Source organism: Devosia sp. 67-54 (genome assembly GCF_001899075.1).
Lineage (GTDB): Bacteria > Pseudomonadota > Alphaproteobacteria > Rhizobiales > Devosiaceae > Devosia_A.
In genome coordinates this window covers 239,289-249,474 of record NZ_MKVA01000002.1, presented here as the reverse complement: position 1 = coordinate 249,474, position 10,186 = coordinate 239,289, and the positions used below count along the sequence as shown (strand labels likewise).

The 10,186-nt window shown below is 68.6% G+C and carries 8 protein-coding genes; all 8 read right to left on the bottom strand.

Going from position 1 to position 10,186, the window contains the following annotated elements; translation table 11 throughout:
• Positions 1-89: 89 nt before the first annotated feature.
• The 8 genes from BGO82_RS01950 to BGO82_RS01915 all read right to left on the bottom strand — a co-directional run bounded on the left by BGO82_RS01950 (position 90) and on the right by BGO82_RS01915 (position 10,170).
• Positions 90-881 carry an aldolase/citrate lyase family protein gene (locus BGO82_RS01950; protein ID WP_291303861.1) on the bottom strand — a complete coding sequence of 264 codons (792 nt, stop codon included), beginning with the start codon at positions 879-881 and terminating at the stop codon, positions 90-92.
• Positions 881-2,050, bottom strand: coding sequence for a CoA transferase (locus BGO82_RS01945; protein ID WP_291303860.1), 1,170 nt, complete (start codon positions 2,048-2,050; stop codon positions 881-883). The genes BGO82_RS01950 and BGO82_RS01945 overlap by 1 nt, the downstream gene beginning before the upstream one ends.
• Positions 2,050-4,149, bottom strand: coding sequence for an ADP-ribosylglycohydrolase family protein (locus tag BGO82_RS01940; RefSeq protein ID WP_291303859.1), 2,100 nt, complete (start codon positions 4,147-4,149; stop codon positions 2,050-2,052). Before BGO82_RS01940 ends, BGO82_RS01945 begins: the two co-directional genes overlap by 1 nt.
• 3 nt (positions 4,150-4,152) lie before the next feature.
• Positions 4,153-5,370 carry an ADP-ribosylglycohydrolase family protein gene (locus BGO82_RS01935; protein WP_291303858.1) on the bottom strand — a complete coding sequence of 406 codons (1,218 nt, stop codon included), beginning with the start codon at positions 5,368-5,370 and terminating at the stop codon, positions 4,153-4,155.
• Between the two features lie 115 nt (positions 5,371-5,485).
• The gene (locus BGO82_RS01930; protein ID WP_291303857.1) at positions 5,486-6,913 is read right to left on the bottom strand and encodes an extracellular solute-binding protein; all 1,428 of its coding nucleotides are present in this window, start codon (positions 6,911-6,913) and stop codon (positions 5,486-5,488) included.
• A 316-nt stretch (positions 6,914-7,229) separates the two neighbouring features.
• Positions 7,230-8,141 (bottom strand): carbohydrate ABC transporter permease, encoded by a 912-nt coding sequence (locus BGO82_RS01925; RefSeq protein WP_291303856.1) that lies wholly within the window; start codon positions 8,139-8,141, stop codon positions 7,230-7,232.
• On the bottom strand, positions 8,141-9,115 hold the full coding sequence (locus BGO82_RS01920) for an ABC transporter permease subunit (RefSeq protein ID WP_291303855.1): 975 nt from the start codon (positions 9,113-9,115) through the stop codon (positions 8,141-8,143). The genes BGO82_RS01925 and BGO82_RS01920 overlap by 1 nt, the downstream gene beginning before the upstream one ends.
• Positions 9,112-10,170 (bottom strand): LacI family DNA-binding transcriptional regulator, encoded by a 1,059-nt coding sequence (locus BGO82_RS01915; RefSeq protein ID WP_291303854.1) that lies wholly within the window; start codon positions 10,168-10,170, stop codon positions 9,112-9,114. The genes BGO82_RS01920 and BGO82_RS01915 overlap by 4 nt, the downstream gene beginning before the upstream one ends.
• Positions 10,171-10,186: the final 16 nt, after the last annotated feature.

The window sequence follows — 10,186 nt, the reverse complement described above, 5'->3', positions numbered from 1 at the left end:
CATCCACGACCGTCGCGGCTCCATCGCCCCCCTCCCCCTTGCGGGGAGGGGCCGGGGGTGGGGGCCAAACACACCGGCCCAAAATAAAACTACCCCCCGACCTTCCCCAGCACCGCCCGCGCCCGCTCCACCACCGGCTTGTCCACCATCCGCCCGTCGAGGCTGAACGCCGCGTCCGCATGCGCCGCCGCCGCCACCACCCGCCGCGCCCAGTCGATCTCCGCCGCCGACGGCGCGAACGCCGCATTGAGGATCGGCACCGCCGACGGATGCACGCAGCTCGCCCCGTCGAAGCCGTGCATCCGCGCTTCCTCCGCCGCCGCCCGCAGCGCCGCGAGATCGCTGTAGTCCGCCACCGAGCGCAGCAGCCCGAAGCTGAGCTTGCCCTCCGCCCGCGCCGCGTAATGCGCCAGCAGCTTGGGCAGCCGCAGCACCTCGGGCGTCGGCTGCGCCCCCAGCGCCGTCGCCAGATCCTCGCCGCCGACCATCAGCCCGATCACCGCCGGCAGCGCCGCGCAGGCCCGCGCCTCGAGGATCGCCGCCGGACTCTCCAGCATCGCGATCAGTTCCACCCCCAGCGGCGCCAGCGCCCGAAGCCCCGCCGGCTCGGCCTTGGCCACCACCACCGCCTGCGCCCCGGCCGCCGCCGCGGCGCGCGCATCGTCGGCGGCGCGCGCCCCGGCATTGATCCGCACCAGCACCGCCGCGCCCGCCTGCCCCACCCGGCGCACGCTGTCGCTCAAATTTGCCCGCGCCGAATCCTTGTCGGCCTCCGGCACCGCGTCCTCGAGATCGAGGATGATGGCGTCGGCGCCGCGCTCATGCGCCTTGCCGACGAAACGCTCCGAATGCGCCGGCACATAGAGCAGCGAGCGGTACATCAGCGCACGATCCCGAATTCGTCGAAAATGTCCTGCGTGTGCTCGCCGAGCTGCGGCGCCGGCCGCCGCCACACGCCGGGCGTCTCGCTCAGCCGCGGCACGATGTTGTGCATCGGCACGCTGCCGAACGTTGTGTCCTCGACCTCCACCACCACGCCGCGCGCCTTGAAATGCCCATCGTCCTCGGCGTCGGCCGCCGAATACACCGGCCCCACCGTCGCGCCCGAGCCGCGCATGATGGCAAGCGCCTCGTCGCGGTCGTGCCCGGCGAACCAGGCGCCCACCGCCGCGTCCACCAGCGCCCGGTGCTTCACCCGCGCCGAATTGTCGGCGAAGCGCGGATCGGTGATCATCTCCGGCCGCCCGATGATCTCGAACACCCGCCGCGCCACCTGCGGCGTCGAGCCGCTCAGCGCCACATATTTGCCGTCGCGGCATTTGTAGACGTTGCGCGGCGACGTCGTGTTGGAGGCGCTGCCGGTACGCTCCTTCACCCGCCCCGTCACCCGGTAGATCGCCGCCTCCGGCCCCAGCACCGACACCATCGGCTCGAGCAGCGACAGATCTATCACCTGCCCCGCCGCCCGCCCCTGCTCCTGCGCGTAGAGCGCCGTCGTCACCGCCGAGGCGCCGTAGAGTCCGGCGATCATGTCGGCCAGCGCCAGCGGCGGCAGCACCGGCTCGCGGTCGGGAAAGCCGGTGCGATAGGCAAAGCCGCTCATCGCCTCGACGATGGTGCCGAACCCCGGCAGCTCGGCATAGGGCCCGGTCTGCCCGAACCCCGACACCCGGACGATGATGAGGTGCGGGTTGGCCTGAAGCAGCAGCTCCGGCGCCAGCCCCATTTCCTCCAGCGTCCCCGGCCGGAAATTTTCGATGAACACGTCCGACGCCGCCAGCATCGTTTTCAGCGCCGCCATGTCGGCGGCCTCGCGCAGATTGAGCACGATCGAGCGCTTGTTGCGCCCGTACACCGTCCAGAACAGCGAGTGCCCGTCTTCCTTCCACTCGCGCAGCGGGTCGCCCTGCGGCGGCTCGACCTTGATCACGTCGGCGCCGAAATCGCCGAGCTGCAGGCTGATCATGTTGCCCGCCACCAGCCGGCTGAGATCGACCACCCGCACCCCCGCGAGCGGCCCCTGCGCCGCCGGATCGAACCGCTGCACCATCAGCGGTCCTCGATCTCGAGCCGGTGCACCTGCATGCGCCCGCCCGACGCCATCCGCACTCCGGCCATGCCGTAGCGGAACGCGCCGTCGCGCGCCGTCAGCACCTCCTTACCGTCGATGCGCAGCACGATCTGCTCGCCCGTCACCTCGAGCTCCAGCCGATAGCGCCGCCCCGGCTTCGGCGCGAATTTCGCCCGCGCCAGCACGCTTGTGCCGTGGTCCTCGCGCAAAATCACCGCCTCGTCGCCCTCGAATCCCGCGGCGTAGAACCGGCTGGTCCCCTGCACCCGCGCGCTGACGAGATGCGACCGCCCGGCGAGCGGCGTGATCTCGGCCGCAACCCGCACGTCGCGCAGATAGGCGTTGCCCGTCCACGCATCGGCGTCGCGCGCCGAGTGCGCGTGGATCGCTCCGTCCTGGAGGGTCCAGTGCCCGCGGTTCCAGGTGAAGCGCGTGATGCCGCCCCACTCCTGCGCCTCCACCGCCGGATCGATCACCACCCGCCCCGGCCCGCTCACCGAGAACTCGCTGAGGAACAGCCGGCCGAGGAATTTCAGCCGCCCGAAATACTCGACCAGAACGCCGATCTCGTCCACCGCCTCGCCGCCGCCGTCGGGGATGGTGAACTCATAGTCCTGCCACTCGCTCGACGACGGCACCTGCCACGCGCCTGTCTCTTCGATGCGCCCGCTCATCGTCCGCCGCACATAGGGCGCGACGCGCAGATTGCCGTCGCCGTTCCACGGATCGAGCCTCAGCTTGAAGCGCACCTTTTGCCCGTCGTCCGCCAGCGGCGTGAACATCGGCCGGTAGCGCTCGTCGTCGAAATCGCTGCGCCGGTAGAACGGCTTCCAGAACACCCGGCCGCCCTGCCCGCGCTCCAGCCGGTCGAGCAGCACTTCGAGGCTCCCCGCCACTCCCGGCCCCGGCATCGCAGACGAGCCCTTCACCGCGATCTGGTTGAACCCGGCGCTGCGGAAACCATGCGTCGCCCCCGGCGCGTCGAAATCGAAGCGCACGCCGCGCCGCTCGAAATCCTCCGCCCACAGCGGCTCCGGCGCCACGCCGTCGAGCCGCTGCGCCAGCACCGTCAGCTCGCGCGCAAAGCTCGGGATGTCGACGACGTTCACCGTACCCAGCACCCCCGAGGCCACGAACGCATCGTTGATCGGCCGCCGGTACTTGTCCCAGCTCTCGGCGAAGCCCTGGAACGTGCCGACGATCGCCGCCGCATTGCCGGCATTGCAGTCGGTGTCCCACCCCGCCATCGTCGCGATCTCCGCCGTGCGCGGCATGTCGCCCTGGCCATAGACGACGGCCATCACCGTCACCCCGGCATTGGGGATGATGTGGCACACGCCCGGATAGCGGTCATAGCCCCATTCGGCCCCCAGCATGTCGCGGCACGCCCGCCAGTCGTCCGGATGCGCCCGATGGAAGTCGATCACCGCCCGCGCCACCCGCGCGTAAGTGGAACGCGGCTCTATCTGCTGCAGCGCCGTCTCCACGATCTCCTCGATCGAGCCGGCGACGAACGCCTGCGCCAGCGCCGCGGCACAGAAGCGCGCGCCGTTGAGCCCGTCGCCGTCATGCGCCACGCTCGCCGCCATCGCCGACATCCTCGCCGCCCGCTCCGGATTGCCCGGATTGACCCAGCCCCAGCTGTCGATGAAGATCTGCCCGCCGATCTGCTCGGCCACCGTACTGCCGTTCTGCGCCATCGAGCCCGAGCGCGGCGCTTGAATGCCGGCCCGCAGATTGAGATACGCCGTGTGCTCGGTCGACACCCCGAACCCGCCCCACCAATACATGCCGTGCTCTTCGGCGGCATAGTTGAGCCAGGTGCGCCCGACGTCCGCCGCCGTCGCGCCGAGCCCGTAGTCGCGCAGCGCCCGGATGAAATACACCGGCCCGTTGGTGTCGTCGTCGGCCGCGAAATTCTTGAACTCGCGCAGATACCCCGTCACCTCGCCATAGGTGTCGCGGATGCGCTCATAGCTCCAGATCGTCGGCTCCACCGGCGCCCCCAGCCGCACCCCGATGGCCTTGGCGGTCACGCCGGCATAGATCTTGTCGAATGTCGTTCTTGTTTCCAGCATGGCTCACTCTGCGGCGCGGGCCGGCGGCGCCGCGCGATCGGACAACAGCACATCGCGCTGCGCCTGCCGCTCGGCGGCGGCGCGCGCATCGGCGGCAAGGATATCGGCGGCCACCGCCGCGAAGCGGTCGGCCTCGGCCACGAGGTCGAGCCGGTTGGCGTCGTCGAGCCGCTGCAGCGCCGCCGCCTCCATCACCGCCTCGCCGTGCAGCGCCCCCAGGATCGCGCCCGCCATCACGCCGATGGAATCGGTGTCGCGGCCCGAATTGATGCCGTCCTCCACGCTTTTGCGGAAGGCCCCGTCATTGACCAGCGCAAAGCCCAGCGCCAGCGGCAATTCCTCGATGCTGTGCAGCCGCGACGGCTGGTAGGCGTCGCTTACCCGCCCGGCCTTGGCCGCCGTATGGGTGAGGTCGTCGCCCATCGGCGAAAACTCCGCGATCGCGGCGTGGAACGCCTCGGTCACCGCGCGGTGGTCGCTGCCCTTCCGCCGCTCCGCCTGCGCCACCTCGGCGATCCGCGCGATCGCCCGGCGCGTGCCGTCCTTGCTGAGCCCGATGACGGTCTCGACGATGCCCTCGATCGTCGCCCCCGGCGCGAACGCCGCGGCCACCGCCGCCGCCATCGCCCCGGCCGCCTCGAGCCCGTAACTCTGCTGGTGCCCGGCGGCGAAGCCGATCGCCTCGGCATAGGCGCCAGCGGGGTCGCAGGCGTTCACCGCCCCGATCGGCGCGATGTACATCGCCGCCCCGCAATTGACCATGTTGCCCAGCCCGCCCTGCCGCGGCTCGGCGCCCGCCAGTTGCAGGCGCTGGTAGATCCACTTCTCCGGATAGAACAGCCTTTCGATCAGCATCGTCTCGCGCTGCAATTCCGGCACGTAGCGCGGCGTCCAGGCGATCTGCCGCACGAAGCCGTCGGCCATGTCCCAGGCGTCGAGATGCCGGCGCGTGTCGGCGTAGACCTGCATCAGGCTCAGCGTCATCAGCGTATCGTCGGTGACGATGCCGTTGCCGCGCACCCGCCCGCCGCGCGCCGCCTCCGGCCCGCTCATCCGGTGCCACGCCGTGTCGAGCGAGGTGACGCGCCCGTAGCGCGCCCGGATCTCCCCGGCCGAGAGCTTCTCGACCGGGGCACCGAGAGCGTCGCCGAAGGCGACGCCGTAGACAAGGGCGCGGACACGGCCGGTGAAGCTGCGTCCGCGATCGGCGTCGACCGTCATCAGCGGCTCCCCTTCGCACCGCAGGCAGAATGGTGCAGTCGGGCGCCCCTCCCCCCTGCGGGGAGGGGACGGGGGTGGCAGCACCCCGCGCGGAGGCTGATGCGGTTTGTGCTCATCACTTCAGAACCGTCTTGGCATAGTCAGTCATGTGCGTGTTGCCGGCGGCGTTGAACTCGTCGACGAATTGCGGCCACTGGTCCAGGCTCGCCTCGCCGGTCACGAACTTGGCCACCCACGAGCGATACACCTTCTCGGTCGCATCGAGGTCGGCGGCATAGTCGGCCGGCCACACGAAGGCGTTGTCCGCCGTGAAGTTCGCCTTGATGGTGTCGAGCGCCTGCTGCGCCACCGGGCTCAGCAGCGGCGTCGGCGGCGTCCAGTTGGCGGCGTTGAAGAAGCGCGCATACCAGGTCGAGATCTTGTCGGTGAAGGTCACCTTGCCACTCGCATCCTTGGTGTACTGCTCGCCCTCGAAGCCCATCCGGTCGATGTCCTGGCCGGCCTTGGAGGCCATGAAGTCGAGCAGCTTGGCCGCCTCTTCCTTGTGCTGGCTGGTCGAGGCGATGGCGAAGCCGCGCGCTTCCTTGCTCACGTCCACCGCCTGCAGCCCCTGCCCGCCCGGGCCCTTGGGCAGCGGCAGCAGCACCAGCGAAATGTCCTCGCCCGGATGCGCCTGCCGCATCTTGCCGCCATAAATGTCGATCACCTCGGGCGACGAGCCGAAGATCACGCCGGCCTTGCCGGTGTAGAATTTGTCTTCCTTCACGTCGTAGGTGTTGGTGACGAATTCCTTGTCGTAGAGCCCCTCCGCCGCCAGCTTGGCGTAGTAGGCGATCTTGGCCTTCTCCTGGTCGGTGATGCGCGCATTGACCCACTGCCCGCTCGCATCCTTCATCCAGGTGCCGGTGACGCCGAACGCCTGGTTGAAGATCGAGTCGAGCTCGGAGGTGTTGGCGTAGCCGGTCAGCCCCAGCGTGTCGCCGGTCTTGCCGTCGCCGTCGAGGTCGGCGTCGTGGATCGCCTTGAACAGCTTCTCGTAGTCGTCCACCGTCTGCGGCAGCGGCAGGCCCAGCTTGTCCAGCCAGTCCTTGCGCATCACCGGCTGCGGCGCGCGCGGAGGATAGATGTAGAGCAGGTACGGATAGTTCTTCAGCCGCTCCACATTGTGCGGCCACAGCGCCGCCTTGAGGTTGGGCTCCTTGTCGATCCACGGCGTCAGGTCTTCCAGCACGCCCTGGTCGGCCATCTTCTTGTCGCCGCCCTGGAAGTAGATGACGTCGGGAATGTCGCCCGACAGAAGCTTCACCCCCAGCGCATCGGCATAGCCGGCGCCCGGCATGTCGACGATCTCGATCTTGATGTCGCTGCCCGCGGCCTTCAGCCCGGCCTCGATGGCCTGCATCTCCTTGACGTCGTCCGGGTTGCTGGTCAGCAAATCCTTGCTCACCAGCCTGAGCGTCACGGGATCGGCCATCGCCGGCACCATGAACGCCAGCGACACCGACAACGCCGTCGCCCCCATCAGCAGAGTTCTACGAAGCATGGATCTCTCCTCCTGTTATGCTTGTTGATCATCATCATCACCAGCGGTTGGCCGAGCGGTCCTTCTCTCGGGACCGGTCGGCCAGAGCGCAAAAAAGACTCTCCACCTCCCCTCTCCCCTCCGGGGAGAGGGTGCCTCGCGCAGCGAGGCGGGTGAGGGGCCGTCGCACCATCTCGCAGTCGGGACTCCTTCTCCCGCTTGCGGGGGAAGGTGGCACGCGCAGCGTGACGGAAGGGGGCGGCCCCACGCGCCGGCGCCGGTGCTCCCATCACAAATGTGTGGGGGCCACACCCACCGGCCAGCAAACCCATGCCCCTCATCCCTTCACCGCCCCCACCATCGTCCCCTTGGTGAAATACCTCAGGATCAGCGGGTACACCGCGAGGATCGGCACGATGGTGATCAGGATCATCCCGGCCTTCAGCGCCCGGATGTTGATCTGCGCGATGCCGATATTGTTGGCGGCGTTGTCGGCGCCCACGATCGCCACCTTGTCGCCGCCGATCACGAATTGCCGCAGCACCACCTGCAGCGGCCATTTGCTCTGGTCGTTGAGGTAGATCATCGCCCGGAAGAACTCGTTCCAGTGGAACACCAGGTAGAACAGCGCGATCGTCGCCAGCGCCGGCCGCGCCAGCGGCAGAACGATGCTCCAGAAGATGCGGAACTGGCTGGCGCCGTCGAGCTGCGCCGATTCCAGCAGCTCCTCGGGGATTTCCTCGAAGAAGCGCACCAGGATGATCAGGTACCAGGCGTTCACCGCCTGGTAGAGGATCACCGACCATTGGTTGTTGATCAGCCCGAGATGCTTCATCAGGAAATAGTCGGGAATGATCCCCGGCTCGAACACGATGGTGACCAGCACCAAAATGAAGATGGTGCGCCGGAACGGCAGCTCGCGCCGCGACAGCGGCCAGGCCATCAGCGCCGTGCCGACGGTGCCGATCAGCACGCTCATCCCGGTCATCCACACCGAATTGAAGATGCCGCGCTGCACATAGGGGTGCTGCAGCAACAGCAGCCACACATTGGGCGAGAACCCGTCGGGAATGATCGACAGCCCCGAGAACCCCGCCACCTTGCTCGGATCGCTGAGCGACAGCGCCAGCAGGTTGAGCAGCGGCTGCACCGTCACCACCACCAGCAGCAGCAGCGTCGACAGGATCAGCGCCGATTCGATCCGTTCCATCGGCGTGCGCGCCCGGCGCTGGGTGAACTCGTCGGCCATCACCACAAGCCCCGGCCGGTCAGCCGCTTGCTGACGAAATGCGAGATCAGCACCAGCCCCATGCCGAGCACCGCCTTGAACAGGCCGGCCGCGGTCGCCAGCGAATATTCGCCGGTGTTGAGCCCGATGCGGTAGACATAGGTGTCGATGATGTCGATGGTCGACGAATTGACGTCGTTCTGGAAGTTGATGACCTGGTTGAGATCCGCCCGCAGGAACATCCCCATGTTGAGGATGAACAGCGTCGCAATGGTCGGCGTGATCCCCGGCAGCGTGATGTAGCGGATCTTCTGCCAGCGGTTGGCGCCGTCGATGTCGGCCGCATCGTACAGCGCCGGATCGATGGCGATGATCGCCGCGAGATAGAGCAGGCTGTCCCAGCCGGCCGAACGCCAGTTCTCGGATAGAACGAGAATCCAGCGGATGCTGCCGGTATTGGTCATGTAGTTGACCGGCGGAAAGCCAAGCGCCTGCGTGATCTGTCCCACCACCCCGTCGCTCGGCGACAGGAGCGCGATGAACACGCCGGCGATCACCACCCAGCTCAAAAAGTGCGGCAGGTAGATCGCCGACTGGATCCATTTGCGCGCGCCGCTGCTGCGCACCTCGTTGAGCAACAGCGCCACCACGATCGGCACCGGGAACACGAACAGCAGCTTCATGCCGGAGATGATCAGCGTGTTGAGCACCACCTGGTAGAACACCGGCGACGAAAACAGCATCTGGAAGTTCTTGAGCCCGACCCATATGTTGGGCGGAATGATCCGCACCTGCTCGAAGGCCATCTTGGCCTCCCAGATCGGCACGTAGTGCCAGATCAAAAAGAAGATCAGCCCCGGCGCCATCATCGCGTAGAACGGCCACCAGTGCCGGAAGCCGCCGCTCGGGCCACCGCGATTGCCGCCCTGCGAGACCGCCAGACCGGGAACGTTCCCGTGCGCGCGCGAACCAGCGATAGCCTGCGTCTGTGTCATGGTTGCGCCGCCATCTCGGCCACCGCCGCGGCGGCCGGCCGGCCGCTGCGATCGGCCAGCGAGCCCCGCTCCACCAGCCGGCATGGCAGGTACACCCGGCCATGGTCGGCGCGGCCGGCGAGCTCGTCGAACAGGCACTCCACCGCCCGCCGCCCCATGGCCCGCGCCGGCTTCTCGATGGTCGTCAGCCCGGGCCACGAGAACGCCCCGGCCGGCACCCCGTCGAACCCCAGGATCGACACGTCGTCCGGGCAGTTCCGCCCCGCTTCGCGCGCCGCCATCATCGCCCCGAGCGCCATCAGGTCGTTGGCGGCAAACACGGAAACATGCCCCGAGCGGTCGCGCTCGAGGATGCGCCGCATCGCCGCCTGGCCGCCGGCCACGGTGTATTCCCCCTCCTCCATCGGCAGGCTGGCGGGGTCCACGTCGCGCTCGACGCAATGCTCGGTGACGGCACGCAGGAACCGTGCCCGGGCGATGCGCCAGCGCGGTCCCAGCATCAGCCACGGCCGGAAATGTCCTTTGGAAACAAGGTGATCGAGCCCAAGCCGCACCGCCTGGGCAATGTCCGAGCCGACGCTCGAGGTCTCCGGAAAGCGCTCGGCGCTCGAGCCGATCAGCACGAACGGCAGCCCGAAGCGATGCAGATCGTCGAAATTGTCGGCCACCGGATTGACGATGGCGCCGTCCACCCGCGCCTGCCGCAGCGTCCTCAGATGCTGCGCCTCGAGCCCGTGGTCCCAGTCCGACGAAAAGATCATCAGCGACGAGCCGGCTTCCTGCGCCCGGTCCTGCGCGCCGCGCGCCACCTCGGCCCAGAACGGATTGGCGATGTCGGGGATCACCAGCCCGAGCAGCCCCGAGCGCCCCGAGCGCATGCCGACCGCCAGCCGGTTGCGCTCATAGCCCGCCGCCCGCGCCACCTTCAGCACCGCCTCGCGCGTCGCCTCGGAAATGTCGCCGTCGCCGGCCAGCGCCCGCGCCACGGTGCTCTTGGACACGCCTGCGAGTCGCGCCACATCGACGATCGTCAATGGCCGTGCCGCCCGCTTCATCGCCCCTCCCGCATCG